Source organism: Cupriavidus sp. FW305-27, assembly GCF_058787995.1.
Genome location: NZ_JBYTAG010000054.1, coordinates 1 through 25,046 on the forward strand (window position 1 = coordinate 1; position 25,046 = coordinate 25,046).

Annotated in this window: 22 protein-coding genes; 12 read left to right on the top strand and 10 right to left on the bottom strand. The window is 66.1% G+C overall.

Going from position 1 to position 25,046, the window contains the following annotated elements:
• Positions 1-55: 55 nt before the first annotated feature.
• The 4 genes from AC3WRI_RS23475 (at position 56) to AC3WRI_RS23490 (ending at position 5,540) form a co-directional block, all read left to right on the top strand.
• Positions 56-2,008 carry a type VI secretion system Vgr family protein gene (locus AC3WRI_RS23475; protein ID WP_492294193.1) on the top strand — a complete coding sequence of 651 codons (1,953 nt, stop codon included), beginning with the start codon at positions 56-58 and terminating at the stop codon, positions 2,006-2,008.
• Complete coding sequence (locus AC3WRI_RS23480) at positions 1,998-3,824, top strand: esterase/lipase family protein (protein WP_011614613.1); 1,827 nt, start codon at positions 1,998-2,000, stop codon at positions 3,822-3,824. Before AC3WRI_RS23475 ends, AC3WRI_RS23480 begins: the two co-directional genes overlap by 11 nt.
• Positions 3,821-5,032: a T6SS immunity protein Tli4 family protein gene (locus AC3WRI_RS23485; RefSeq protein ID WP_011614614.1), complete on the top strand. Its 1,212-nt coding sequence runs from the start codon at positions 3,821-3,823 to the stop codon at positions 5,030-5,032. Before AC3WRI_RS23480 ends, AC3WRI_RS23485 begins: the two co-directional genes overlap by 4 nt.
• Positions 5,033-5,099: 67 nt before the next feature.
• Complete coding sequence (locus tag AC3WRI_RS23490; RefSeq protein ID WP_011614615.1) at positions 5,100-5,540, top strand: T6SS immunity protein Tli4 family protein; 441 nt, start codon at positions 5,100-5,102, stop codon at positions 5,538-5,540.
• 55 nt (positions 5,541-5,595) lie between these two features.
• Here the strand turns inward: AC3WRI_RS23490 and AC3WRI_RS23495 are convergent, their stop codons facing one another.
• Positions 5,596-6,537, bottom strand: coding sequence for a LysR family transcriptional regulator (locus AC3WRI_RS23495; RefSeq protein ID WP_037025144.1), 942 nt, complete (start codon positions 6,535-6,537; stop codon positions 5,596-5,598).
• Positions 6,538-6,619: 82 nt separating this feature from the next.
• Entirely contained in the window at positions 6,620-7,633 is a 1,014-nt protein-coding gene (locus AC3WRI_RS23500) for a LacI family DNA-binding transcriptional regulator (RefSeq protein ID WP_010811233.1), read from the bottom strand.
• Positions 7,634-7,858: 225 nt separating this feature from the next.
• Here AC3WRI_RS23500 and AC3WRI_RS23505 point away from each other — a divergent pair, with 225 nt between their 5' ends.
• The gene (locus AC3WRI_RS23505; RefSeq protein WP_011614616.1) at positions 7,859-8,800 is read left to right on the top strand and encodes a zinc-binding dehydrogenase; all 942 of its coding nucleotides are present in this window, start codon (positions 7,859-7,861) and stop codon (positions 8,798-8,800) included.
• A gap of 263 nt (positions 8,801-9,063) precedes the next feature.
• Here AC3WRI_RS23505 and AC3WRI_RS23510 read toward each other — a convergent pair whose 3' ends face one another.
• The 4 genes from AC3WRI_RS23510 to AC3WRI_RS23525 all read right to left on the bottom strand — a co-directional run bounded on the left by AC3WRI_RS23510 (position 9,064) and on the right by AC3WRI_RS23525 (position 12,486).
• Positions 9,064-9,984 carry a dioxygenase family protein gene (locus AC3WRI_RS23510; RefSeq protein WP_010811235.1) on the bottom strand — a complete coding sequence of 307 codons (921 nt, stop codon included), beginning with the start codon at positions 9,982-9,984 and terminating at the stop codon, positions 9,064-9,066.
• A gap of 394 nt (positions 9,985-10,378) precedes the next feature.
• Complete coding sequence (locus tag AC3WRI_RS23515) at positions 10,379-10,933, bottom strand: cupin domain-containing protein (protein ID WP_011614618.1); 555 nt, start codon at positions 10,931-10,933, stop codon at positions 10,379-10,381.
• A gap of 214 nt (positions 10,934-11,147) precedes the next feature.
• Complete coding sequence (locus AC3WRI_RS23520) at positions 11,148-11,759, bottom strand: UdgX family uracil-DNA binding protein (RefSeq protein WP_041687167.1); 612 nt, start codon at positions 11,757-11,759, stop codon at positions 11,148-11,150.
• Positions 11,760-11,790: 31 nt separating this feature from the next.
• Entirely contained in the window at positions 11,791-12,486 is a 696-nt protein-coding gene (locus tag AC3WRI_RS23525) for a recombinase family protein (protein WP_011614620.1), read from the bottom strand.
• A 288-nt stretch (positions 12,487-12,774) separates the two neighbouring features.
• Between AC3WRI_RS23525 and AC3WRI_RS23530 the strand changes: the two genes are divergently transcribed.
• Both AC3WRI_RS23530 and fdxA read left to right on the top strand, forming a co-directional pair.
• On the top strand, positions 12,775-13,242 hold the full coding sequence (locus AC3WRI_RS23530) for a hemerythrin domain-containing protein (RefSeq protein WP_010811239.1): 468 nt from the start codon (positions 12,775-12,777) through the stop codon (positions 13,240-13,242).
• 134 nt (positions 13,243-13,376) lie between these two features.
• Entirely contained in the window at positions 13,377-13,706 is a 330-nt protein-coding gene (gene fdxA / locus AC3WRI_RS23535) for a ferredoxin FdxA (protein ID WP_010811240.1), read from the top strand.
• Here the strand turns inward: fdxA and AC3WRI_RS23540 are convergent.
• The gene (locus AC3WRI_RS23540; RefSeq protein WP_010811241.1) at positions 13,703-14,797 is read right to left on the bottom strand and encodes a substrate-binding domain-containing protein; all 1,095 of its coding nucleotides are present in this window, start codon (positions 14,795-14,797) and stop codon (positions 13,703-13,705) included. The two genes, fdxA and AC3WRI_RS23540, sit on opposite strands and share 4 nt — an antisense overlap.
• Positions 14,798-14,947: 150 nt before the next feature.
• Here AC3WRI_RS23540 and AC3WRI_RS23545 point away from each other — a divergent pair, with 150 nt between their 5' ends.
• The 5 genes from AC3WRI_RS23545 to AC3WRI_RS23565 are packed head-to-tail and all read left to right on the top strand — an operon-like array spanning position 14,948 to position 21,055.
• Complete coding sequence (locus AC3WRI_RS23545) at positions 14,948-15,478, top strand: formate dehydrogenase subunit gamma (protein WP_011614621.1); 531 nt, start codon at positions 14,948-14,950, stop codon at positions 15,476-15,478.
• Complete coding sequence (locus tag AC3WRI_RS23550) at positions 15,475-17,037, top strand: formate dehydrogenase beta subunit (RefSeq protein ID WP_011614622.1); 1,563 nt, start codon at positions 15,475-15,477, stop codon at positions 17,035-17,037. Before AC3WRI_RS23545 ends, AC3WRI_RS23550 begins: the two co-directional genes overlap by 4 nt.
• A 35-nt stretch (positions 17,038-17,072) precedes the next feature.
• Positions 17,073-19,952, top strand: coding sequence for a formate dehydrogenase subunit alpha (fdhF, locus tag AC3WRI_RS23555; RefSeq protein ID WP_011614623.1), 2,880 nt, complete (start codon positions 17,073-17,075; stop codon positions 19,950-19,952).
• 15 nt (positions 19,953-19,967) lie between these two features.
• Positions 19,968-20,834 (top strand): formate dehydrogenase accessory sulfurtransferase FdhD, encoded by an 867-nt coding sequence (gene fdhD / locus AC3WRI_RS23560; RefSeq protein ID WP_010811245.1) that lies wholly within the window; start codon positions 19,968-19,970, stop codon positions 20,832-20,834.
• Positions 20,831-21,055 carry a formate dehydrogenase subunit delta gene (locus tag AC3WRI_RS23565; RefSeq protein ID WP_010811246.1) on the top strand — a complete coding sequence of 75 codons (225 nt, stop codon included), beginning with the start codon at positions 20,831-20,833 and terminating at the stop codon, positions 21,053-21,055. The genes fdhD and AC3WRI_RS23565 overlap by 4 nt, the downstream gene beginning before the upstream one ends.
• An 18-nt stretch (positions 21,056-21,073) precedes the next feature.
• Here the strand turns inward: AC3WRI_RS23565 and tssA are convergent, their stop codons facing one another.
• The 3 genes from tssA to tssF are packed head-to-tail and all read right to left on the bottom strand — an operon-like array spanning position 21,074 to position 25,046.
• Positions 21,074-22,120, bottom strand: a complete 1,047-nt coding sequence (gene tssA / locus AC3WRI_RS23570; RefSeq protein ID WP_011614624.1) for a type VI secretion system protein TssA — start codon at positions 22,118-22,120, stop codon at positions 21,074-21,076.
• Positions 22,121-22,122: 2 nt separating this feature from the next.
• Positions 22,123-23,163, bottom strand: a complete 1,041-nt coding sequence (gene tssG / locus AC3WRI_RS23575; protein WP_011614625.1) for a type VI secretion system baseplate subunit TssG — start codon at positions 23,161-23,163, stop codon at positions 22,123-22,125.
• Between the two features lie 2 nt (positions 23,164-23,165).
• A complete protein-coding gene (gene tssF / locus AC3WRI_RS23580; protein ID WP_041687169.1) occupies positions 23,166-25,046 on the bottom strand; it encodes a type VI secretion system baseplate subunit TssF in 1,881 nt (626 codons plus the stop codon).

Below are 25,046 nucleotides of genomic sequence, written 5' to 3' on the forward strand. Positions count from 1 at the left end.
TTCTGACGGCAAGCACCGCCTGGTTCTGGTCGATCACGTCGGTGGCTATTTCAGCATGCCGAGCGAGGCGTACCAGGCGCTGGAAATCCATCCGCCTGGCGCCCGGGTCGATCAGGAACACCTCGATGCCTTCTCGGTTGTCGATGCCGTGGTCGCAGGCAAGTACACGACCAATGCCTACAGCTTCACCCAGCCACGCGGCAACCTGAGCGCCAGCAGTTCGGACCCGCGGGACACGGGCCTGAACACTGGCGCGCTGCATCAGGAGGTGTACGACTTCCCCAGCGAGCACGCCCAGCCCGCCACGGACAACCGCCCGTGGGACGAAGGCGACATGATCGCCCGCATCCGCATGGAGGAGATCCGTTCGCGCGGCCTGCGCTGCTTTGGCGCCGGCAACCTGCGTGCCGTGGTGCCCGGCTGCACCATGCACGTCAAGGGACACCCCCAGCACGCCGCCAACCGCGAATACGTGGTGCTCAACACCAGCCTCAGGCTGGAAGACGTGGCCGAAGCCTCTGGTGAAGGCCAGCGGTGGCACTGCCGGGTGGAATTCGAGTGTCACCCCACCCATGAGGTCTTCCGTCCGGCACTGAGCATCCCGTGGCCAGTGGTCACTGGCCCGCAAAGCGCGACGGTAGTTGGCCCCGAAGGCCATATCGTATGGCCCGACCGCTTCGGGCGCGTGCGCGTGCAGTTTCCGTGGGACCGCTTCAACAGGATGTCCTGCTGGGTACGCGTGGCGACGCCATGGGCGGGTTCGCAGTACGGCCAGGTCAGCATCCCGCGCATCGGCAGCGAAGTGCTGGTGATGTTCCTGGACGGCGGTGATCCGGACAAGCCCATCGTGATGGGCGCGGTGCCGAACAGCCTCAACATGCCGCCGTGGCAGCTACCGCATCAGCATGCGCTGACCGGCATTCGCAGCCGTGAGCATGACGGCTCCAGCAGCGGTCATCTGGTGTTCGACGATACCAAGGGGCAAATCCAGTCCCAGCTGTCCTCGGACTACCAGCGCTCGCAACTGAGCCTGGGCTACCTGAGCCGCATCGAGGACAACCGGGGTCGCCAGGATCATCGGGGCAACGGCTTCGAATTGCGCACCGATGGGCACGGTGCCGTGCGCGGCGGCGATGGCCTGCTGATCAGCACCGAGCCCCGACCCGATGCCAGGGCGCACCATAAGGACATGGGCGAGACGGTTGACCGGCTGCAGCAGGCCCAGCATGCCCACGACACCATGGGCCAGCTCGCGCAGCACCATCACGCGCAGGATGAGGAACAGCAGGACGTCGCCAAGGCGCTCAAGGCCCAAGATGAAGAAATCCGCGGTTCGGGCGAGGTCAATGGCGAGTTGACCGCGCCTCATCTCGTCCTTGCGTCGGCAGCAGGATTGGCCGCGACGACCGCCAAATCCACCCAATTGCACAGCGGCGAGCATCTGGCTGTCACGACTGGCAAGCATGCATCCATCGTCAGCAGCGGCGGCATCTTTGCCAGCGCGGCGCGACGGATTGCGCTGTTCGCGCACAGCCTCGGCATACGGCTGGTGGCCGCCACGGACCACATTGCGCTCGAAGCGCAGGATGGCGACATCAAGGGCACCGCCAAACGCAACATTCATTTCCGCGCGCTTGGCGACATCGTTTTCGAGGCCGACCAGGGCATTCTGTTCAAGGTCGGGCAGACCTATATGCGCGTGACTCCCTCGCAGATCGTCGAGGGCATGGGCGGGGTAAGGCAGATTCACGCGACCGATTTCAGTGTCGATGGCCCGGATGGCATGAACCCCAGCGCCCTGGCGCTACCACAGAGCGATTTCGATCAGGAGGTGTACTTGCATCTGCCCGACGGCTCGCCCGCCAGGAACTGGAAATTCCGGCTGACGCAATCCGACGGCAACGTGATCGAGGGCCTCACCGGCCCCGATGGGCTGACCAAGTTCCAGCAAAGCCAGGGCGCTGAAAACATCATGATTCAGATTCTGGAGTCCGCAAGTGGCCACTGATCGCATCCATCTGAAAACCGGCGAAGAGATCGGCGGACACGCCGGAGCCGTCGTTGCACTCACACCTTCGACCGACACGCGCCGCGCCAGTCTGCCGGTGCCGCCTGACAAGGTGATTCCGGTCATCTTCCTGCCGGGCATCATGGGGAGCCACCTTCGCATGAGCCGGAAGCGGCAGGAAGATCTCAAGCGCGACGACAACATTGCCTGGCGGCCGGATGACACTGGGGACACGCTTGCCCGCCGCAACGACTCTCCGGGTCGCCGGCAAATGAACTTCGATCCCGATGAAACCGAAGTGGACCGTTACGAGATCACCGAGGACGCCGGAAAGTTCGACATGACCGGCGAGGAAACGGTCAATTCCGACAAGCGGCACGCCAACGTCCCCGATGGGCTGCCCGACATCGGCTTGCTGATGAGCGCGCCGTTGCCGCCTGCCGCCGAGCAGTGGAAGGCCAAGCGTGGCAAGCACGAGGCCACCGCCGCGCAGAAGGCCCGCTGGCGCGGCTGGAGCGAAGTCATGTTCGAGACCTACGGCGAGGTGATCAAGCTGATGGAGGCTCACCTGAACGACATGCTGGTGGCCGGGGAGCTCTCGCCGGCCTGGAAGAAGGGCAAGAAGGTGGAAGTGCTGGGCGTCAACCCCGCCTATTGGGGCGGCGCCGGCGATGCGCTGACCGAGGCCGATGTCCTGCGCGTGGCGAACTGCTGGTATCCGGTCTACGCGATGGGCTACAACTGGCTGGAAAGCAATGGCACGTCCGCAAAGAAGCTGGCCAGGCGCATCGACGAAATCATCGGGATGTACAAGGCCAACGGGCGGCAGTGCAAAAAGGTGATCGTCGTCACGCACTCGATGGGTGGCCTGGTGGCCCGCGCCCTGCTGCATCCGGACTACGGCAACGCGCAGGACAAGATTCTCGGCGTCTACCATAGCGTCCAGCCTGCGCTCGGCGCCGGGGCGGCCTACAAGCGCGTGCGCACAGGGTCCGACGTGCAGGACAATCTGGTTGGGAACATTGCCCGCAATGTCATGGGCAGAACAGGCAAGGAAGTGACGGCGGTATTTGCCAATGCCTCGGGGCCGCTGGAGCTGCTGCCGACCGCCTCCTATCCGCGAGGATGGTTGCGTCTGCAGACCGGCGACTACCGACAGGCCATGGCGCTGCCGATTGCATCGGATGCACCGCTGAAGGCGTATCTGAGCGATCTGGACTTGCATCAGAAGCTGGGCGTGGACAAGCCGGCGCCGCCGATGGCGGTGGGCGATCCGGTCTACGACATCTACACGCGCAATCCGAAGTGCTGGTGGCGGCTGCTGAATCCGGATTGGATCAATCCGGCTAACAAGCCTTACGTCGATATGGATGCAGATACGGCCGCTAAGTGGAAAATCGCCGAAGCGCAGAAATTCCACAAGAAGATCAAGGACCTGTATCACCCCACGACCTATGCGAGCTACGGCGAGGACAGTTCGCAGAAATGCTACGGCAGCGTGACCTGGCGGGCGGACACTGCCGATCTGGCACCGCATGGCGACCCACTCACGTGGACCATCGAGAGCGAGGATGCCGAGGGCCGCATCGTGGTGCGCACCAGAGGCAATCAGACGCTCACCCTGCGCCTGGAGCCGCCGACAGATGCCGGGGACCAGACGGTGCCTGCCAAGGCGTCCGCCGAAGCCGTGCGCGGTACGCTATTCCGGCAAACCGGCTACGAGCATCAGGGCAGCTATCAGAATGACCAGGTGCTGGCGAGCGCGCTGTATTCGATCATCAAGATTGCCAACACTGCGCCATGGTGGGGCATATGACCCGCTGCGGCTTCACCACGATCTTGGCTGGCCTGCTGCTCGCGGGTTGCCAATCGTTTGCGTATCCGGAGAACAAGATGTCGGAACCCGTTGCACTGTCGCCGCGCTTGCAGACTCTCTTCGCCAAGACCAAACCAGTGTGCTTTGGCCGCTATGTGATGGAAGTCCCGGCGGAAGCCAAACTACTGTGGGGCTTCCAGGATTTCCCCGGCGAAATTGTGACCCATGTCGGCGCGGCAGGCAGGCTGATGGAAATGGCGGAAACATATCGCGCGGCGCAACTCGCAAAAGACAAGACGGCTGAAATCACTTACTTCGGGCGGGGGCCAACGGAACACAGTGTACAAGTTCGCTGGTTCCCAAGCGATGTCGCCAAGCAATATGGGGCCGAAGGGACCTACACCTTTGTCACGGCAGGGCCGCATCTGTATGAGTGGTCGGGCGGACGAAAGAACCCCGAACTGATTCGAGCGCTGCGTGCACGCGACAACGCAGAAATCCCCACGGCCCCCGGCGTCTGCATCGACCACGGCTTCGTCGCGGACGCGTCCGGCAGCTATCAGGAAATCTTTGGCGCAGGCATTCGGCTGCCCAGCCTGCCCGATGTGAGCTTTTCCGTGGACTCCAACAAGCTGGCCAGCGTGGACGGCGAACCTGGTCTGCTGACTTCGATTGCCGAGCAAAGGAAGTACCTGGGTAGCCGCTACCCGAAATTGACGACCCTGCGCGAGGGCAAGCGCACGGTCGGCGTCTGGCAAGGGGAAGAATCGCTGGTCCGCCGTGCGGATGGCACACATGACTTCGAGTGGGAAGCTGTTGGCAGGGAGCGAACGACGCTGCATCCGGCAGTGATCGGCGCCAAGATGTACACCAAGGTGGCGGCCAATCGCATCGGCGCTGCGGATCAGGCATCGCTGACGGACGAAGAAGCTGTAGCCCTCTGGGACAGGCTGCTGGATGGTGTGCGTTTCCGCGTGAACGCACCGCCGACGCAGACCGGTGATCCGGTCACGGTTCGGTCGGGCGAAACCACCCCGCTGTCCGGCATCTGGCGCGCCTCGCTTCCGCCCGAACACCCTCAGGCGGATTGGGTGGCCAGCAAGTCCGGCATCCTGCGGCAAAAAGGGATGCCGATGATCCGCTTCGGGCTTTTGCCGTCCGACGAAGCGCTGGTTGTCTGGACGTGGATGGGCGAGGCCAGCACATGAGCCCCCGCCGCATCATCACGGTCGGTGACATGACAGATCGCACAAGCACTACAACATGGGAGGAGCAATGATCCACCGCGCCTTGGCCATCATCAGCATGACTGCCCTGCTGATGGTGGGCGGCCAATCGTATGCCGCGCCGGAGAACGGAAAGTTGGAATCCGTAGCGATGTCACCGCGCTTGCAGACCCTCTTTGCCAAGACCAAGCAGGTTTGCTTTGGGCGCTATGCGATGGAGGTCCCGGCGGAAGCTAATCTCGGGAGTGGTGCCCAATACTTTAGTAGGGAACGTTCTACGCTGCACCCAGCTTGGATCCACGCGAATATGCGAACAGAGGTCGTCGCTGCGGACAAGGCATCGCTGAGCGACGAGGAAGCCATTGTCCTTTGGGACAAGCTACTGGAAGGCGTGCGTTTTCGAGTCAACGCGCCGCCCACCCAAACGGGCGATATGACCGACCACAATGGCGTGGTGGCCACGGGTTCCCCCAAAATACAAGCGCCGTAGCGCGGCTGCATGACGAGGTGGACTGCCCAACAGCCGCGCCCGCCAAGCGCGTCCGCTAACTATCCAAAACCTCCCCCAACAACCGACTATTAGGCCAGTTCCCATCAACCGCCAATTCCCTGGCAACATCCCTGAGCGTTTCCATCACAGCCAGCGTCGCCCGCGACGGCGGCCGCGCGGCCGCATAGCCGATCATCCGATGCAACTCCAGCCCACGAATCGGCAAGGCCTGCAGACGCTGCGCCTGCAGCTCGTCGCGTATCGCCGCGGCAAAGTGCACGGTCCAGCCGAACCCGCGCACCACCAGGCGCCTGGCCACCTCGATTGATTCGACCTCCATCGTGACTTGCAGCTCCACCCGCTGGCGCGCCGCCAGCGCTTCCAGCGCCAGGCGCACGCCTGACTTGGACACCCCAGTCAGGATCAGAGGCAGGCCCTGCAGCTGTTCAATGTCCACAGGCCCATCCCCCAGCGACGCAGCGCCCCAGGGGCCGATCGCGCACAGGCTTTCGGCAACCAGCGGCACTACCGAGACCCCGGGGCTCGACACCGGCCCGCTCAGCAGCCCGACGTCGAGCGTGCCTTGCAGCAACGCATCCTGTAGCGCGGGCGCAAAGTTCTCGACCAGTCGCAGCCGGATTTCCGGATAGCGCTGGCGCAGCGCCTCGGCCAGCGGGATGAACAGCAGCGGCGCCAGCGCCGGGGTCAGTCCCAGCGCCACCAGCCCGCGCGGCGAGGCCGCCAGGTCGGCGATGTCGACCTTGACCTGGTCGGCATAGCGCAGCAGGAAGGACGCGCGGTCCAGCAACACCAGGCCTTCCGGCGTGGGCGTGGCGCCGCGCACATGGCGTTCCAGCAGCCGCACGCCCAGCTCTTCCTCGAGCAGCCGGATCTGCCGGCTCAGCGCGGGCTGCGCGATGTGCAGCGCAGCCGAGGCGCGGCCGAAGTGCTGCAGCGTGGCCAGCACCTTGAAATAGCGAAGCTGTCGGAGATCCATCGTCATGCCTCAGGGTAGGTGCCTTATCGTGCAATCGATTGCACGATAAGGCACAAAGAAGCGGAGCCATATGGCGGCCGCCTTACAGGGGCCGGGTTGATGCCCGCACCACCAGCTCGGGAGTCAGCAGGGTCCGCGCCGTGGTGGCGATGCTGCCGTCGAGCGCGCCCAGCATCAGCGCCGCCGCGCGCGTGCCCATCTCGTAGAACGGCACGCGGATGGTGGTCAGTGCCGGCGACACCGCGTGCATCAGCAGCATGTCGTTGTGACCGACCACGGACAGGTCCGACGGACAGCTGCCGCCCGCCGCGCGCACGGCCGCATAGCAGCCGAGCGCAAGGAAATCATTGGCGGCCACGACCGCGGTGATGCGCTGCCGCCGCGACAGCAGCTGCGCGCACGCGGCCTGGCCGGCGTCTTCCGTATAAGCCGGCGCACGCTCCACCGGGCATTGGGACGCGGACAGGCCCAGGTCAGCCACTGCCTGCAGGAAGCCCGCCTCGCGTTCATGCCCGGTCGACAGGCTGGATGGCCCGGCAACATGCCCGATGCGGCGGTGGCCCAGCGCATGCAGGTGGCCGACTGCCAGCGCCATCGCCTGGCGGCTGTCGCCGACCACGCTCGACACGCGCCCCGCATCGTCGCTGCGGTTGACCATCACAATGGGCACGCCCTGCGCCAGGCAGTGCGCCACCACGGGGTCGTTGCGCTCGGCGGTGGCCAGGATCAGGCCGTCCACCTGGCGCGCCAGCAGCTGGTCGACGATAAAGGTCTGGCGCGCCTTGTCGCCGCCGGCATTGGCCACGATCGGAATATAGCGATGCCGGGACAGGGCGTTCTCGATGCCCAGTACGATCGGCGGGAACACCGGGCTGCCGATGTCAGGCACCACCACGCCGATGGTGCCTGAGCGCCGCGTGCGCAGTGCCGCCGCGATGCGGTTGGGCGAGTAGTGCAGGTCCTGTGCCGCCTTGAGCACGCGCGCCACCAGTTCGTCGCCGATGCGGTGGCGGGTCTCGGGGTTGAGCACGCGCGACACGGTCGAAGGATGGACGTCCAATGCCTCGGCGATCTGCTTGATGGTGGGTTTGCTCATCGCTGTCGTGCCATGTGCGGCAGGCTGCTTGCCATACCTTCTGGTTATCGGGATGCCGCCAAAAAGTGGATTGGACGCCGGGCTGCGGCCATTCCTAGAATCGGCCTCGATGCCGGCCAGCTTCGCGTTTGTTGTGCAATCGATTGCATTGTAATCTGCTGACTAGGCGATGCCAAGTCGCAGATCGACCCGGACCAGAAGGACATCAAGGACAAGGAGAAGCACATGAAAGGAGCGGTTTCGCTCGCCGGCAGGGCGCCGGTGTACCAGGAGTTTGACGATCCCACCCCGGCGGGCGGGCAGGTGGTAGTTGACGTAGGCGCCGCGGCGCTGTCACGGCTGGATATGGCCATTGCCGAGGGCCGGCATTACATCAAGCCGGCGGCGGGCAGCTTTGTCGTCGGGCGCGAGGGCGTGGGGCGGCTTGCGGATGGACAACGGGTCTACTTCAACGTCAACGCACCGGTCGCGCCGTTCGGCTCGATGGCGCAGCGCGCGCTGGTGGATCCGGCGCTGACCTTCCCGGTGCCGGACGGCATCGATGACGAGCGCGCCGCCGCGCTCGGCAACGCCGGCCTGGCGGCATGGCTGCCGCTGTCGTGGCGGGCGCGCATGCAGCCGGGCGAGACCGTGCTCGTGCTCGGCGCGACCGGTATCTCGGGATTGCTGGCGGTGGCCGCGGCAAAGCTGCTGGGTGCCGGCCGCGTGATCGCGGCAGGGCGCAATGTGCAGGCGCTGCAGCGCGCACGCCGGCTTGGCGCGGATGCGGTGGTGCCGCTCGACCAGCCCGGCGACTTGCTGGATGCCTATCGCAACGCGGCCGACGGCAACGTCGACATCGTGCTGGATTACCTGTGCGGCGCGCCGGCAGAGGCCGCGCTGCTGGCGCTTGGCCACGGCGGGCGGCTGGTCCATATCGGCACCACGGTGGCGCCCACCATTGCCTTTGCCGGCGCCGCGGCGCGCAAGGCGTGTTTCGACATCATGGGCTTTGCCTACTACCATGCGCCCGTCGCGGTCCAGGCGCAGGCCTATGCCGAGCTATGCCGGCATACCGCGGCAGGGCGCATGGAAATCGATATCGTCTCCGCGCCGCTGGAGGATGTCGGGCAAGTGTGGGCCGCGCAGGCCAGGGGCGCGCGCCAGCGTTTCGTGCTGGTGCCCTGAGTCGGCAGGGGTTCTTGCCAAGCGGCATCGAGCGATGCCGTTTGGTCATGACGCCGGAAGAACAAGCCCGGCCGGATCGCCGCGTCCGCGCATGGCGCCGGACTGGCGACCGCCAGCACTGCCACGATTGCGTGGACATCCAATGCTGGCGGTCGCGTGACCTGAATGAACTACGGAGCGAGCACGTCAGGGTCCGCGGCTTCGGCGCCAAGTTGCAGGGCGCCGGGCGGGCAGGTTCAACATCTCCGTGAGTCGAAAGAGGTTCAGGGCAAGGGCGGCTTGGGCAGGCGCGTCTCCCCCGGTTCGAGTTTCAGTTCGACATCGAGACGGAAGCCGCCGCCATCGACCGGCTCAAAATCGCGCAGCAGCGAGCCGACGGCGCCAAACGCCGCGTCGCTGAAGGCAAAGGGATCCAGGGCATCGAAGATCTGCGTGGTCAGTACCTTGTGCCCTGGTGCGATGGCGATGAAGTGAAGATGGGCCGGGCGCATGTGGTCGCGGTTCTGCAGGGCCAGGAGGTCGCCGCAGGGGCCGTCGATCGGGACGCCATAGCCTGAGGGCCGCACGCTCTCGAACCAGAAGCGCCCGTCGGCATCGGTCTCGAACGCGCCACGCAGGTTCATGTCCTCCTGGTGTTCGTCCTGGTTCTCGTACAGGCCGCTTGGCGCTGCCTGCCATGTCTCGACGCGCGCGCCGGCGATCGGCGTGCCGTCGATCGACACGACGCGTCCCTGCACGAACAGCGGATCGCCCGTGGTGTCCGGGGTTGCGATGTGCGCGCCGTTGGCGCGAACCGGCTGGTTCGCACGCCAGAACGGGCCGATCAGCGCGGGCTCGGTGCCGCCGGCTGCAAGCACGGCCTTGGCATCCATCAGAAGCACCAGCGTGGCAAGCCCGAGAATATCCGCCAGCAAGATGCCCTCGTGTTTTTTCGGTCCGGTGGCCTGGCCGATGCGGACCATGAAGTCCAGGCCATGGTGGAGTTCCTCATAGGTCAGTTGGACCTCTGACGCGAAGGCGTGCGCATGCCGGATAAGCGCATCAAGAATGGTCCTGGTGCGCGGGTCGTGTGTCCCGGAATTCGCTTTGAGCACGGCCTTCAGCAGTGCCTCGGGGGTGGCTGGAATCGATTGCGCGTTCGATGCGGATGGCGCGAGCGCGCTTTCTGCGGAGGCAGATGTCATGATGGTCGGCTCCTGATGATTGAAAGAGTGGATGTTGCCTGGCGAGGAGACGGACATTGGCGCCCGGTCTCAGTCGCTCTGGATACGTGCCTTGTTCGCGACTTCGGCCCGGAGCGGGACATTTTCCGCGACCCGGGCAGCGAGTTCTGTGGGCTGGCACAGCCACGGCCTCGAAGCCGAGATCGCGCGACTGTTGCCGCACTTCGCTGCTCGGCAGGATGCGACGGACGTACAGGTGGCGGCTCGGGTGCGCCTGCCGGAGCAAACAGCGCCTGTATGGTCTCGGAACGATAGCCCGCAAAGCCGGACTCGGCCAAGGTCGGAATCTGCGGCAGCCCGGGCTAGCGCCGAAGGCTACTGGGCGCTAGCACCCTGAGCGACCCGGCGGCCGTCTTCAGTCTGCGGCGCGGTGTTCCGCCTTGTCCGCTTCCGTTTCCGTGATGTAGCCGTCCTTGCCGTAGACGAGACCGGTGGCCTCGGCTGCCTTCACTACGTCCGGGTGCCAGGCAATGCGGCCGCACTCCTCGTCGGTGCCGCCGACCACCGAGTACACGACCAGGGCGTGGTCGTTAGGGTTGCGGAACCCTCTCATCACGCCGATCGGGCAGGAGATCACATCCCACTGGTTCAGCATCAGCGAGTACTGGCCCTTCTCGCCCCAGATGACTTCCATCTGGCCATTCAACGGGCAGAACACTTCCTCGGTCTTGTGCGCGTGCAGGCTGGCGCCTTGCCCGACCGGGATTTCGATAAAGGTCACGCCGAAGCGGTGGTTACCCGGAATCGCCGGCTCGACGCCTTTGTTCTCGAGCACGCCGCGGTTCATGATCTTGTAGATGTTCTTCTTCATGCCGGGCAGGCGGCTTTCGATGAAGGTCTCACCGTAAGGTTTGACCTTGCCCCAGCGCGCGATGCGGGTGGCTTCCATTTCCTGAGGAGTGGGATCCATGCTGATTCCTTGGTGCAATGAAGTTGGGAGAACGAGAGGGCGATCGCCTTCTGTCCGTGCAACTTTAAGAAGCGCCCAGCGATTAATCCATTACCATTTTTCTCGCGACTCGATAACATTTCGGTATCGAGAACTTGCAAGACTTCGGTACTTTGTCGTGACGGTATCCTGCCGGCCGATGGAATCTTCTCCCTTCAGGGAGTGGCCTGATGCTTCAGCCTTCCGCGCCGCCGCGCGCCAGCCGCGCGGCGGCGCGCAGGCTGCGCACGATGCGGTCGAAGGTGGCGGCTCGCGCCTCGTCGGTGCGCTGGCGCAAGGCGAACGACGGGTGGTAGGTGGCGATGACAAGCCGTCCCTCGTGCTCGACTGGCGTCTCCATCATTCCAGCCAGGGACACGCTCTTGCGGCCCAGCACCGCACGAGCCGCGGTGGCGCCAAGCGCGACCACGACCCTGGGCCCGACCTTCTCCAGTTCGCGCTCCAGCCACAGGCTGCAGGCCTCGATCTCCTGCTGTGCCGGCGACTTGTGCAGCCGGCGCTTGCCGCGCCATTCGAACTTGAAGTGCTTGACCGCATTGGTCATGAAGAGCTTGTCGCGGTCCAGCCCCGCGCTGGCCAGTGCTTCGTCCAGGAGGTGCCCGGCCGGGCCGACGAAGGGGGAGCCCTGCAGGTCTTCCTGCGCCCCCGGTTGCTCGCCAACCAGCATGATGCGCGCATGGGCGGCGCCGGCGCCGGGCACGCCCTGGGTGGCATTGCGCCACAACGGGCAACGCCGGCATTGGTTCAGTTCATCGCGGCTGACGGGCAGCTTCCTGTGCTCGGGCATGGGGGCACGGCGCGCTGTGCTGCTGTCGGTCTCATCCGGTGGCAGCTTCGGTCGCCGATTCTTCAGCGTCGGCCATGGCCGCGGATGCCGCATGGGGCTGGGCGCCTGGCTCGGCGGCGCGGATGCGCAGCACGGTCTGGCGTGAAGTGCTGAAGCGCCGCGCGGTCTCGCTCACTGAATTGCCCGCGGCCAGCGCGTTCAGGATCGCATGGCGCTGTTCAGGCGTGTGCTTGGGCGGGCGGCCCACCTGACGTCCCATGGCCTTGGCCGCGGCCAGGCTCTCGCGCACGCGCACGCTGCGGGCGGCGCCTTCCAGCGCGGCGACCGCACGCAGCACCTCGACCGCCTCCGGCGGCGTGGTGTTGGCCAGGTCGTCACGGGACAGCTGCACGCAATACAACGCCACCCCCAGCAGGCGGAAGCGCCGGATGGTGGCCAGCACCTCGGGCACGCTCCAGCCCAGGCTGCACAGCCGCAGTGACACGACCGAGTCGGCCGGCTGCACCTGGTGCTGCAGCGCGCGCAGGCGCGGGCGCTGCAGCGCGGGCACTGACGCGGGCTCTTCTTCCCAGAAGGCATGGCGCGCATCTACGCCATAGCCGGCCTCGCGCGCGGTTTGTAATTCGTCCATCATGGCCGGCTGGCCATCGGCACAATTGGAGTAGAGGAATGAGGTCGGCATGGTGGTGATGAACGGCGCGGACGCGCCGTCCGGTATCGGTTGCATTTCGGACAGGGATACTCCTGTTTCGGCTTACTGCGCCACGCCGCAAATTTCATGCCGCGCTTGCCCCGCACAGGGCAAAGGTGAGGGGGCTCCCAAGGCACGGTATGCAGGCAAATGAAGCCGCGGCAAGCCTGGTCCGACCGACGCGGCGCTGCGGGCACAATTACAAGGCTTCGCGCAGGAATTGCAACGACTGGCAGGTGCGCTGCCTGCGCTGGGGCGGGCACGGAATCTGCGTTCTCCCCAGCGCAAAGCCGGAGCGCCGGCAAATCCCACCAGGAGAAAGCCGTGGACAAGTCGAAGATTCCCGCAGACCAGGCCCAGGCCCTCGGCGCATTGATGGACGACCATCGCGCTGTCAAGAAGCAGTTCAAGGCGTTCAAGGACACTGAAGATCGCGACGAGAAGCAGGCGATCGCGCTGGACGTGTGCCACCAGCTCACGGTGCACGCCACCATCGAGGAGGAGATCTTCTATCCGGCGCTGCGCGGCGTCAGCGACGAGATCGACGACCTGCTGGACGAAGCCGAGGTCGAGCACCAGGTGGCGAAGGACCTGATCGCTGCGATCGAGGAGGATCCGGCCGGCGACAAGCTCGAGGCCAACTACACGGTGCTGTCAGAATACGTTGCCCACCATATCGAGGAAGAGGAGGGCGAGCTGTTCAAGAACGCGATCAAGGAAAAGGTCAACCTGCGCGACGTGGCACAGGCCATGGCGGCGCGCAAGGAAGAACTGATGCGCGAGACCGCTTGACGCGCCTGCGCCCGGGCCAGGCCGGGCGCGGCTCTTCAGCGGATTTGAAGGAGTCGCACAATGCGGCGCGTCCCGCGCCCGCGGGCGGGGCGTTACCATCACGCGGTCATCACCCGCCGTACCGCAACTGCCCCATGACCTTTGTCGTGACGGATGCCTGCATCCAGTGCCGCCATACCGATTGCGTCGAAGTCTGCCCGATGTCGTGCTTCCACGAAGGGCCCAACTTCCTCGCCATCGACCCCGACCAGTGCATCGATTGCTCGATGTGCGTGCCGCTGTGCCCGGTCGGCGCGATCTACTCGGAGCATGACCTGCCCGAGGACCAGCGCCATTTCATTGCCCTCAATGCCGAACTGTCGCGGCGCGCTGACTGGCTGCCGTTGCTCAAGGCCAAAGGGCCGATCCCCGGCCATGAGCAATGGGCCGGTCATCCTGACCGCCTCTCGTTGCTGGAGCGCTAGCGCGCCTCAGCGTAATCCGGGAACGCTTCTTCCAGCGTCAGCACGGTGCCGGTCAGCGTGCCGTCGTAGCCGGGCAGTGCATTGACGCGCTGGCGGAAGGCTTCGCTGGTAAGCGCGTCCACCGCGCCGGCCAGTGCCGCGCTGCGCAGCTTGGCGCGCTCGATCGCAAAGAAGTAGCGCTCCTTGATCACCGGCACGAACGCCAGCCCGAAGCGCCGCGCCGCGGTTTCCACGCCAAAGCCCACGTCGGCCATGCCGCTGCCGATATACGCGGCCACCGCGGCGTGGGTGAATTCACCGTTGCTGTAGCCCTCGATGCGGGCCGTGTCGATGCCGCGCGCGGCCAGCATCAGGTCCAGCAGCAGGCGCGTGCCCGAGCCCACCTGGCGGTTGACGAAGCGCACCTCGCGCCGGGTCAGGTCTTCCAGCGTGTGGATGCCAAGCGGGTTGTCCGGCCGCACGAACAGTCCCTGGCTGCGCACCGCCAGGTGCACCAGGCAGTGGGTGTCCGGCTTGAGCCAGGTGGTGAAATGCCGCCACATGCCGTGCTCGAACTCGCCCACCGGCACATGGAAGCCGGCGATATCGCAGGCGCCTTCGGCCAGTGCCGCCACGGCCTCGACGCTGCCGCAGTACTTCAGGTCGTGCCGCACCTGCTGCTCGTCGAGGAAGTCGCGCAGCGCCGCCACCGCGAAGCCGTGGCTGGCATGCAGCCGCGCCGTGGCTTCGGGCTGGTCCATCAGCTTCTTCAACTCGATCTCCAGCTCGGACGCCAGGCTGTCCAGCGTCGGCGACAGCCGCGCGCCGATCCGCTTGCTGGCCCACACCAACTGCTGCGCCAGCGGCGTCAGCGCGCTGCCGCGCCCGCGGGTCTTGTCGATCAGCGGGCCGCCGAACAGCGCCTCGGCATCGCGCAGGATGCCCCAGGCGTAGCGGTAGGACAGCGATACCGCCTGCGCCGAGTGGCTGATGCTGCCGGATTCCTCGATATGGCCGAGCAGGGCCACCAGGCGGGACACGTCCAGGGCCTCGCCACCGGGGCTGGCGTCGTCCCGGATCTGCAGGTGCGGGTGGATCGAGATGCGAATCATATGTAGAAAATAGCTTATTGAAGGGCCGCTGTCACTCTCATATAGTCCTTCAAACGGGAAAAAACGGCGACGTCACAGCCCGTAAATAGGAAAAAAATAGCATATAAGAGGCCGCGCTGCCGATCTGCGCAATGCCTCACAGGAGACGCTATGCCAGAAATTTCCCCCCACGCACCGGCATCCGCCGATGCCACGCGCATCGCCGCCATCGTGGCCGCGCGCCAGGACATACCGGGCGCCTTGCTGCCGATCCTGCATGAGATCCAGGACACACAGGGCTATATCCCCGACGCCGCCGTGCCCGTCATTGCCCGCGCGCTGAACCTGTCGCGCGCCGAGGTGCACGGCGTGATCACCTTCTACCACCATTTCCGCCAGCAGCCGGCCGGGCGCCACGTGGTGCAGGTCTGCCGCGCCGAAGCCTGCCAGTCGGTCGGCGCCGAAGCGCTGGCCGAGCATGCGCAGCGCGCACTTGGCTGTGGCTTTCATGAAACCACCGCGGACGGGCAGGTGACGCTGGAGCCGGTTTATTGCCTGGGCCAGTGCGCCTGCGGCCCCGCCGTGATGGTCGGCGAGCAGCTGCACGGCTATGTCGATGCCAGGCGCTTCGACGCGCTGGTGCGCTCGCTGCGCGAGTCGTCCGCGGAAAAGACCACGGAAGCCGCGGAGGCACAGGCATGATCACGATCACCACCATCTTCGTGCCGCGCGATTCCACCGCGCTGGCACTGGGCGCCGACGACGTCGCCCGCGCCATCGCGCGTGAAGCCGCGGCGCGCAACGAGCACGTGCGCATTGTGCGCAATGGCTCGCGCGGCATGTTCTGGCTGGAGCCGCTGGTCGAGGTGCAGACCGGAGCCGGCCGCGTGGCCTATGGCCCGGTCAGCGCCGCAGACGTGCCGGGGCTGTTCGACGCCGGCTTGCTGCAAGGCGGCGAGCACGCGCTGTCGCAGGGCGTCACCGAAGAGATCCCCTTCCTGAAGCAGCAGGAGCGCCTGACCTTCGCCCGCGTCGGCATCACCGATCCGCTGTCGCTGGACGACTACCGCGCGCATGAGGGCTTTGCCGGCCTGGAGCGCGCGCTGGCGATGCAGCCCGCCGAGATCGTGCAGGAGGTCACCGACTCCGGCCTGCGCGGCCGCGGCGGCGCGGCGTTCCCGACCGGCATCAAGTGGAAGACCGTGCTGGGCGCGCAGTCCGCGGTCAAGTACATCGTCTGCAATGCCGACGAGGGCGACTCGGGCACGTTCTCCGATCGCATGGTGATGGAAGACGACCCGTTCATGCTGATCGAAGGCATGACCATTGCCGCGCTTGCGGTGGGTGCGGAGCAGGGCTACATCTACTGCCGTTCCGAATACCCGCACGCGATTGCCGTGCTGGAAAGCGCGATTGGTATCGCCAACGCCGCCGGCTGGCTCGGCGACGACATCCGCGGCAGCGGCAAGCGCTTCCACCTCGAAGTGCGCAAGGGCGCCGGCGCCTATGTCTGCGGCGAGGAAACCGCGCTGCTGGAAAGCCTGGAAGGACGGCGCGGCGTGGTGCGCGCCAAGCCGCCGCTGCCGGCGCTGCAGGGGCTGTTCGGCAAGCCCACGGTGATCAACAACGTGATCTCGCTGGCCACCGTGCCGGTGATCCTGGCGCGCGGCGCGCAGTACTACCGCGACTACGGCATGGGCCGTTCGCGCGGCACGCTGCCGTTCCAGCTTGCCGGCAACATCAAGCAGGGCGGACTGGTGGAAAAGGCGTTCGGCGTGACGCTGCGCGAGCTGCTGGTCGACTACGGCGGCGGCACGCGCAGCGGCCGCGCCATCCGCGCGGTGCAGGTGGGCGGGCCGCTGGGCGCCTACCTGCCCGAGTCGCGCTTCGACGTGCCGCTGGACTATGAAGCCTATGCCGCGTTCGGCGGCGTGGTCGGCCACGGCGGCATCGTGGTGTTCGATGAAACCGTCGACATGGCAAAGCAGGCCCGCTACGCGATGGAGTTCTGCGCGATCGAATCGTGCGGCAAGTGCACCCCGTGCCGGATCGGCTCGACCCGCGGCGTCGAAGTGATGGACCGCATCATCGCCGGCGAGCAGCCGGTCAAGCACGTCGCCCTGGTGCGCGACCTGTGCGACACCATGCTCAACGGCTCGCTGTGCGCGATGGGCGGCATGACCCCGTACCCGGTGCTGTCCGCGCTGAATGAATTCCCCGAGGACTTCGGCCTCGCCTCCAACCCAGCCAAGGCCGCCTGAGCCAGGTCCAGCAGAGACACGGGAGACAAACCGCCATGAACGCCCGCAACGAGATCGATTTCGGCACGCCCGCCAGCCCATCCACCGAACTGGTCACCCTGGAGGTCGATGGCGTCAGCGTCACCGTGCCCGCCGGCACCTCGGTGATGCGCGCCGCGATGGAAGCGCAGATCGCCGTCCCCAAGCTGTGCGCCACCGACAGCCTCGAAGCCTTCGGCTCGTGCCGGCTGTGCCTGGTCGAGATCGAAGGGCGCCGCGGCTATCCGGCATCGTGCACCACGCCGGTCGAAGCCGGCATGAAGGTCAAGACCCAGAGCGACAAGCTGGCCGACCTGCGCCGCGGCGTGATGGAGCTGTATATCTCCGACCACCCGCTCGATTGCCTGACCTGCCCGACCAACGGCAACTGCGAGCTGCAGGACATGGCCGGCGTGGTCGGCCTGCGTGAAGTGCGCTACAACGACGGCGGCCCGGAAGCTGCGCCGATCGCGACCCACACGCAGATGAAGAAGGACGAATCCAATCCTTACTTCACCTACGACCCCTCCAAGTGCATCGTCTGCAACCGCTGCGTGCGCGCCTGCGAGGAAACGCAGGGCACCTTCGCCCTGACCATCAGCGGCCGCGGCTTCGATTCCCGCGTCTCGCCCGGAACCAGCCAGTCGTTCATGGAATCGGACTGCGTCTCGTGCGGCGCCTGCGTGCAGGCGTGCCCGACCGCGACGCTGACCGAGACCTCGGTGATCAAGTTCGGCCAGCCCTCGCACAGCACCGTGACCACCTGTGCCTATTGCGGCGTGGGCTGTTCGTTCAAGGCCGAGATGAAGGGCAATGAAGTGGTGCGCATGGTGCCGTACAAGGACGGCAAGGCCAATGAAGGCCACGCCTGCGTCAAGGGCCGCTTTGCCTGGGGCTACGCCACGCACAAGGACCGCATCCTCAAGCCGATGATCCGCGCCAAGATCACCGATCCGTGGCGCGAGGTGTCGTGGGAAGAGGCGATCGACTATGCCGCGTCGCAGTTCAAGCGTATCCAGGCCGAGCACGGCAAGGACTCCATCGGCGGCATCGTGTCGTCGCGCTGCACCAATGAAGAGGGCTACCTGGTGCAGAAGCTGGTGCGCGCAGCCTTCGGCAACAACAACGTCGACACCTGCGCGCGCGTGTGCCATTCGCCGACCGGCTACGGCCTGAAGCAGACCCTGGGCGAATCGGCCGGCACGCAGACCTTCAAGTCGGTGGAGAAGGCCGACGTGATCATGGTGATCGGTGCCAACCCGACCGACGGCCACCCGGTCTTTGCGTCGCGCATGAAGAAGCGCCTGCGCGCCGGCGCCAGGCTGATCGTGGTCGATCCGCGCCGCATCGACCTGGTCGACTCCCCGCATATCCGTGCCGACTATCACCTGCAACTGCGCCCGGGCACCAACGTGGCGCTGGTGACCTCGCTGGCCCACGTGATCGTCACCGAAGGCCTGCTCAACGAAGCTTTCATCGCCGAGCGCTGCGAGGACCGCGCCTTCCAGCAATGGCGCGATTTCGTCTCGCTGCCGGAGAACTCGCCGGAGGCGATGGAAAGCGTGACCGGCATTCCGGCGGAACAGCTGCGCGGTGCCGCACGCCTGTATGCCACCGGCGGCAACGCTGCGATCTACTACGGCCTGGGCGTGACCGAGCATGCGCAAGGCTCAACCACCGTGATGGGCATTGCCAACCTCGCCATGGCCACCGGCAATATCGGCCGCGAAGGCGTGGGTGTGAACCCGCTGCGCGGGCAGAACAATGTGCAGGGCTCGTGCGACATCGGTTCGTTCCCGCATGAGCTGCCGGGCTATCGCCACGTGTCGGACTCGACCACGCGCGGTCTGTTCGAAGCCGCGTGGAATGTCGAGATCAGCCCCGAGCCGGGCCTGCGCATCCCCAATATGTTTGAAGCCGCGCTGGCCGGCAGCTTCAAGGGCCTCTACTGCCAGGGCGAGGACATTGTCCAGTCCGACCCGAACACGCAGCACGTGTCCGAGGCGCTGTCATCGATGGAATGCATCGTGGTGCAGGACATCTTCCTGAACGAGACCGCCAAGTACGCGCACGTGTTCCTGCCGGGCTCGTCCTTCCTGGAAAAGGACGGCACCTTCACCAACGCCGAGCGCCGCATCTCGCGCGTGCGCAAGGTGATGCCGCCCAAGGCGCGCTATGCCGACTGGGAAGCCACCATCCTGCTGGCCAATGCGCTGGGCTACCCGATGGACTACAAGCATCCGTCGGAGATCATGGACGAGATCGCGCGCCTGACGCCGACCTTCGCCGGTGTCAGCTACAAGCGCCTGGACCAGCTCGGCAGCATCCAGTGGCCGTGCAACGCCGACGCGCCGGAAGGCACGCCGACCATGCATATCGACACCTTCGTGCGCGGCAAGGGCAAGTTCATCATCACCAAGTACGTGCCCACCACCGAGAAGATCACGCGCGCCTTCCCGCTGATCCTGACCACCGGCCGCATCCTGTCGCAATACAACGTCGGCGCGCAGACGCGCCGTACCGACAACGTCTACTGGCATGCCGAGGACCGGCTCGAGATCCATCCGCACGATGCCGAGGAGCGCGGCATCAAGGACGGCGACTGGGTCGGGGTGCAGAGCCGTGCCGGCGACACGGTGCTGCGCGCGATCGTCAGCGAGCGCATGCAGCCGGGCGTGGTCTACACCACCTTCCACTTCCCGGAATCCGGCGCCAACGTGATCACCACCGACAACTCCGACTGGGCCACCAACTGCCCGGAGTACAAGGTGACCGCGGTGCAGGTGCTGCCGGTGGCGCAGCCGTCGGCGTGGCAGCGGGAGTACCAGGAGTTCAACGCCCAGCAGCTGCAACTGCTGGAAGCCGCCAGCGCCGACCCGGCGCAGGCCGTACGCTGAGCGGAGGGCCGCACCATGATGCGCTGCATGCAGTCACCGGAGGTGCATCCGGCCGCGGCCGGAGACGCCGAGCCGCCCACTCACAGCACCTTCGCCGTCAGCCGCTGGCGCCGCGGCGAGCTGATGCTGAGCCCCGATGAAGTGGCCGAGGAAGTGCCGGTCGCGCTGGTGTACAACGGCATCTCGCACGCGGTGATGCTGGCGACGCCGGCCGACCTGGAGGACTTCGCACTCGGCTTCAGCCTGAGCGAAGGCATCGTTACCCGTGCCAGCGACGTCTATGACATCGAGATCGACACGCGCGAGCACGGCATCGCCGTGCAGCTGGAGATCGCATCGGAAGCCTTCATGCGGCTCAAGGACCGCCGCCGCTCGCTGGCCGGGCGCACCGGCTGCGGGCTGTGCGGCACCGAATCGCTGGAACAGGTGATGCGCCTGCCGGCACCGGTGCGCAGCGATGCCAGCTTCCATACCGACGTGATCCAGGCCGCGTTCGTGCAACTGCAACTGCGGCAGGAACTGCAGCAACACACGGGTGCGACGCACGCTGCCGCATGGCTGCGTGCCGATGGCCATGTATCACTGGTGCGTGAAGACGTGGGCCGCCACAACGCGCTGGACAAGCTGGCGGGCGCGCTCGCCAGCAGCGGCGAGGACATCTCCAGCGGCGCGGTGCTGGTGACCAGCCGCGCCAGCTATGAAATGGTGCTGAAGACCGCCGCCATCGGCGCCGGCGTGCTCGCCGCAGTGTCCGCACCGACGGCGCTGGCCGTGCGGCTTGCCGAACAAGCCAGCATCACCCTGGCCGGCTTCGTGCGCGCCGGCGCGCACGTGGTCTATGCCCATCCCCAACGCCTGCAGCACGAAGCGAGCCTGGCATGAAGATCGACAACCTCATCACCATGGCCAACCAGATCGGCAGCTTCTTCGAGGCCATGCCGGATCGGGAAGAGGCCGTCTCTGATATTGCAGGGCATATCAAGCGGTTTTGGGAGCCGCGCATGCGCAAGGCCTTGCTGGGGCATGTGGATGCCGAGGCAGGGAGCGGGCTGCTGGACATCGTGCGCGAGGCGCTGGGGCGGCATCGGGCGATGCTGGAGTAGCTTGCAGGCCGGTTGCCGCTATGTGTCCTGCGCCCAGCGCTCCACCAGATCCGCAGGGATCGCCTGGAACACTTCATCGAAGCGCTTGCCGGTCAGCCGCTCGGCTTGCCTGAGCAGCAGTGCCACCGGGCTGCTGGGTTCGTGGAACTCGAACCATTGACGCGCGGTGCGGATGGTGGCCAGGGCGGCATCGCGATCCCGCGGTTTGCAGGCGCCTGAGTGCACGGCGGTTGCGGCAGGGGAAAGACCGCCGGCAGCATCGCCGCATGAAGGAGAAGCGACTGGCGCGGCGGTGGATGCAGCGACCGGCGGTGCCGGGGCGGTCGCGACAGTGCTCGTCATCATGCCAAGCAGCTTGAGCAGAGGGCTCAAGTCGGGGCTGTCCTGCCGGAGGTTGGCTTTTGCCCAACCGTCAATGGCCGCTGCCTGGCCTGCGGCCTCGTCGAGTGCCGTGAGGGCGGGGCTGTTCTGCTGGCGCAGATCCTGCATTTGCTGCCGCACCGATTCCGGCGCCAGGGCGTCCGCGGGCCGCGGCACGCCGAGCGAGCGCTCGACATCCCGGATCTGCAGCCGGAGCGCCGCGTTGCCTGTGATCGTCAACTCCCGCACGTCCCGCATCAGCCCCTCCGGGTCGGTCAGCGCGGCGAGCGCATTGGCGCGCATCGCGGGATCGGTTTCGCCATCGACGCATAACTGCGGATGGATGGCATCGGGCCATTTTGCCAGCAGCCGCGCCATGGCCGCGAGTCCGTCGCGCAGACCGCTTGCCTGGCCTAGCCGGGTACGGCAGCGCAGCAGCAGCGCCAGGATGCGGATGTCGCGCGTGCGCAGCAGCAGGCGCCGGCAGTCGCGCTCCAGATCCGCCCAGTTGATGGCTTCGGGCTCGCTGACGAAGTTGCCGTACTGCGCGTCGGGCTTCGGCGCCGCCTTGGCCAGCAGCACGACGAACTCAGGGTCGTACTCCAGGTCGTCACCGCATGGCCTGTCGGGTGCGACAGGTTCCAGCAGTTCCGGGAAGGGAAAGTCGGGTCTTGGCACCGGTACGGCCTTGGCTTTGGCATTCATGGTCAGTGTGTTGCATAGTGTTCGGGCTCGAACACCATGCCGGTGATGGCGCGGCTTCGATCCGGTTCGCCCAGCCATGTGGACCAGCCCAGGCGTTCCTGCGAGCCCAGGATGGCAGGCGGCGCCGAGTCCGGGATCACCTGCAGCTCGGCTTCCCAGACGAACTCGAAGCCGACGAAGGCGCGCACCCATTCGATGAGCGTCGGAAGATCCCTGCCGTTCGGCGTGAAGTTCAAGTATTGCTGCAACCCGAGCGGGCCGATCACCAGGCGGAACTTGTGTTGGCGGTCCGGCACCATTTCGCCAAGCATGGCGCCTTGCCCCATGACGCCTGGGGCGCCCGGGTGTCCCAGGCGGCTGCGCTCGGCCGGATCGACGGCGATCCAGTGCAATACATACTCTTCAAGCCTGACGGGCACACCAAAGAAGTGAGAAAGCGTGGCCGCGATGCCGTCGGGATCGCGCGCTTCGCGCACCTGGTGCGCACTCGCAGCGAGCCGGGCGTGCGGCGGCAGGGTGCTGTGCGCGATTTCGTCGGCTTCATTGCCCGCCAGCCAGCCGACATAGCGGGAGAACACCTCGCCGTCGCGCCGATCGAGGCCCGCGGTGGCTTGGGCGCTTGCCCACGCGCGGTAGAACTGCGTGAAGGCGCGATGGTGGAAAAGATCCAGGAAGTCGGCGGTGGTGTTGTCCCGGTGTGCTTCGCTACGCTCGCGTACAACTTCCGTCAGGTGAATCGGCAGCGCCCCGTTCGGCCCCAGCATGCCCAAGCCAAACAATTGCACCTTGAGCCGGCCGGCCAGCGGCTGCACCTGCGCGATCTCCCGGGGCGCGAAGGTGAGCGCGGCCTGCTGGCCAGCCCGGAAAGGCTCGTCGCGTGGCCGGCTTGCCTGCCCGATCGGGGGCAAGTCAGGGTGCCGGGCGGACAGATGCCGCAGGAGCCCCAGGAAGCTCAGCTTCCACGGCGCCTGGCCGGCATAGTTTCCGGGCGCGGCCGTCGCCGCCGGCGAGGGCGGCACATTGTCGTCGTTGCCTTTGAACATGGCTACACGGCGCTGCGGCCGCCCATGCGCACGGGCCAACGATGCACCAGGCCGCGTTGCATGGAGTGCAGTTCGGTTTGCGTGAAGACATTGACCGAGACGTGGCGCGCCAGGAAATGCTCCAGCACCACGCCGAACAGATATGGGCTGATGCCGGAGAAGCCGCCTTCGTCCACCGTGAGCTGGCACTGGATGCCGCGGCCGTAGATCAAGGGCCCGTTGCCTGGCAGCCGGCGCATGACTGGCTTCACGTTCGCGCCGATCAGGCTCTGGATTTGCCCCTGGTGCGCGAGGTCGTCGTTCGCCACGAAAAGCCGCAGCATGTCACGCAGGCCCTGGCCGCCTGAGCGATGCTCCAGGTCGGTCAGCGACAAGTAGTTGAAGCCCAGCAGCCGTATCAGGCGCCAGGCCATTTCTCCGTCCGCATAGGGCGGCCGTGGTGCCGACGGCGCGCGGATCAGGCCGATCCCGTCCACGGGGATGGAAGCTGCCGGGGTCAGGTCGTGCCGGCCATTGCGCGGTACAAGATTGGGCAGATCGCGATTTGTAACCAGCGATTCCACTGACAGGTAGCGCAAGGCGTCCGGGTAGGGAGCTTCGTTCTGGTCCACCAGCGACACGAACAGCTCGGTGCCGACGTATGCCGTGCGTGTGCCGTACTTGCGAGCCTGCTCAGAGATCAGCCGACGCTCGCGCCGCAGGGAAAAGTAGCGGCCGTGGTTGCCTTCATCACTATTCAGGGTGGTAAAGAGCGGCTGGAAGTCGATGCCTGCGCTGTGCTCGGACCTTTGTGCGCAGAGCTGCCTGACGGTGTGGATTTCGTAGTCAAGCGGATGCTGCCGGTCGGCGACCAGGTGAAACTCGGCGCGGCCCGGCGTGACCTCGATGCGATCGGTGCGCTTTGGAAACAGATTGACCACCGGTGTGCAAAACAGCGCGAACTGTTCGCGGTCGACCTTGCTGGTCAGATCCCGGGGCGGCTTTGACAGCAGCACGACGATCTCGGCTTCCTTGCCGCGGATCCGGCTCAGGCCCTGAGCGAGCTTGTTGAGGCCGAAGAAATAGAAGCGCTGTGGGCAAGCGAAGTACTCATGCAACAGGTTGTGCCCGTGGAAGCTGTTCCACTGCAAAGGCAGCGCGCCTTCGCCCGGTCCCATTCCCACGTAACTGACAGCATCCTGCGCCACTGCGCAGGGGCGCTCGCTCATGGCCCCGGGGTGTCCGATCAGCGTCGCCACACCGGCGCTGTGCAACAGTTCGAACAGTTGTGAGGCGATCAGGTCATCGCCGCGCAGATAGACCGGCAGGTGGTCCAGGCCGGGCAGCTGGTCGAAGGTCGCGCCTCGCGTACAGCGCAGGCGCAACCGCAGTGCACCCTGTACTGTCACATGGGCGGGCACATAGCGCTCCGGCCCCCTGACATCGGGCGGAATGCCAGTGAGCCGCGCTTCGGTGATCTCAACCGGCCACAGTGTCAACGGCTGCGTGGTCCTGAACTGGCAGGCCGTCTTCTCTCCAGGCGCCGCCGCCGCGTTGACCTCCGTGCCGCGCGGAACCTCCACGCCATGCGCAAAATCGCCCTCGTTCTGGCTGGGTCGGAACTGCGCGACCGCAATCGATGGCGTCGGCGCCACATAGTTGGGGTAGATCACCTCCAGCAGCCGCTGGGTGAAGCGTGGGAACTCTGCGTCCAGCTTGATCTCGGTACGCGCTGACAGGAAGCAGAACGCCTCGATCAGGCGCTCGACGTAGGGGTCGGCCACCTCGATGCCCTGCATGCCCAGCCGTTTCGCGACCTTCGGGTGCTGTTTGGCGAATTCCCCGGCCAGCTCGCGCATATAGACGAGCTCGCGATTGTAGTAATCGAGCAGTTGCGGATCCAT

Excerpts from the sequence above, each read along its gene's own strand:
- AC3WRI_RS23475 (WP_492294193.1), top strand. The coding sequence starts at position 56 with ATGCCGAGCGAGGCGTACCAGGCGCTGGAAATCCATCCGCCTGGCGCC.
- AC3WRI_RS23485 (WP_011614614.1), top strand. The coding sequence starts at position 3,821 with ATGACCCGCTGCGGCTTCACCACGATCTTGGCTGGCCTGCTGCTCGCG.
- AC3WRI_RS23490 (WP_011614615.1), top strand. The coding sequence starts at position 5,100 with ATGATCCACCGCGCCTTGGCCATCATCAGCATGACTGCCCTGCTGATG.
- AC3WRI_RS23495 (WP_037025144.1), bottom strand. The coding sequence starts at position 6,537 with ATGGATCTCCGACAGCTTCGCTATTTCAAGGTGCTGGCCACGCTGCAG.
- AC3WRI_RS23500 (WP_010811233.1), bottom strand. The coding sequence starts at position 7,633 with ATGAGCAAACCCACCATCAAGCAGATCGCCGAGGCATTGGACGTCCAT.
- AC3WRI_RS23505 (WP_011614616.1), top strand. The coding sequence starts at position 7,859 with ATGAAAGGAGCGGTTTCGCTCGCCGGCAGGGCGCCGGTGTACCAGGAG.
- AC3WRI_RS23510 (WP_010811235.1), bottom strand. The coding sequence starts at position 9,984 with ATGACATCTGCCTCCGCAGAAAGCGCGCTCGCGCCATCCGCATCGAAC.
- AC3WRI_RS23515 (WP_011614618.1), bottom strand. The coding sequence starts at position 10,933 with ATGGATCCCACTCCTCAGGAAATGGAAGCCACCCGCATCGCGCGCTGG.
- AC3WRI_RS23520 (WP_041687167.1), bottom strand. The coding sequence starts at position 11,759 with ATGCCCGAGCACAGGAAGCTGCCCGTCAGCCGCGATGAACTGAACCAA.
- AC3WRI_RS23525 (WP_011614620.1), bottom strand. The coding sequence starts at position 12,486 with ATGCAACCGATACCGGACGGCGCGTCCGCGCCGTTCATCACCACCATG.
- fdxA (WP_010811240.1), top strand. The coding sequence starts at position 13,377 with ATGACCTTTGTCGTGACGGATGCCTGCATCCAGTGCCGCCATACCGAT.
- AC3WRI_RS23540 (WP_010811241.1), bottom strand. The coding sequence starts at position 14,797 with ATGATTCGCATCTCGATCCACCCGCACCTGCAGATCCGGGACGACGCC.
- AC3WRI_RS23545 (WP_011614621.1), top strand. The coding sequence starts at position 14,948 with ATGCCAGAAATTTCCCCCCACGCACCGGCATCCGCCGATGCCACGCGC.
- AC3WRI_RS23550 (WP_011614622.1), top strand. The coding sequence starts at position 15,475 with ATGATCACGATCACCACCATCTTCGTGCCGCGCGATTCCACCGCGCTG.
- fdhF (WP_011614623.1), top strand. The coding sequence starts at position 17,073 with ATGAACGCCCGCAACGAGATCGATTTCGGCACGCCCGCCAGCCCATCC.
- fdhD (WP_010811245.1), top strand. The coding sequence starts at position 19,968 with ATGATGCGCTGCATGCAGTCACCGGAGGTGCATCCGGCCGCGGCCGGA.
- AC3WRI_RS23565 (WP_010811246.1), top strand. The coding sequence starts at position 20,831 with ATGAAGATCGACAACCTCATCACCATGGCCAACCAGATCGGCAGCTTC.
- tssA (WP_011614624.1), bottom strand. The coding sequence starts at position 22,120 with ATGAATGCCAAAGCCAAGGCCGTACCGGTGCCAAGACCCGACTTTCCC.
- tssG (WP_011614625.1), bottom strand. The coding sequence starts at position 23,163 with ATGTTCAAAGGCAACGACGACAATGTGCCGCCCTCGCCGGCGGCGACG.
- tssF (WP_041687169.1), bottom strand. The coding sequence starts at position 25,046 with ATGGATCCGCAACTGCTCGATTACTACAATCGCGAGCTCGTCTATATG.